1 protein-coding gene is annotated in these 236 nt (G+C 73.3%); it reads right to left on the bottom strand.

Going from position 1 to position 236, the window contains the following annotated elements; genetic code table 11:
- Positions 1-236 (bottom strand): hypothetical protein (locus SB775_RS33890; protein ID WP_410865680.1); only part of this gene is annotated, 236 nt, incomplete at both ends.

The raw sequence follows: 236 nt of genomic DNA, 5'->3' as shown, positions 1-236 counted from the left end.
CCTGGTCCGGGGAGACGGTCGTGGCTGTCTTCGCGGCTGCCGGCGCCGAAGCGGGCGCCGCGATTTCCGCATGCGCCGGCGGGATCGCTGCACCCAGCAGGACCAGCAGCAGGCCGGCGGAAGCGACATCGGCGGCGCTCCTGCGCGGGCCGGCCGGGCACGCCTCGCGCGCGCGGGTGTGAAGACGGGTGACGGTCATGCGGTTCTCGTCCTGCGAAAGCCCCTTCACCTTAAGC

The sequence above is a fragment of the Peribacillus sp. SIMBA_075 genome, from assembly GCF_046534585.1.
Note: the sequence above shows the minus strand (reverse complement) of the source record. Positions and strands in the feature narration are given on the sequence as shown.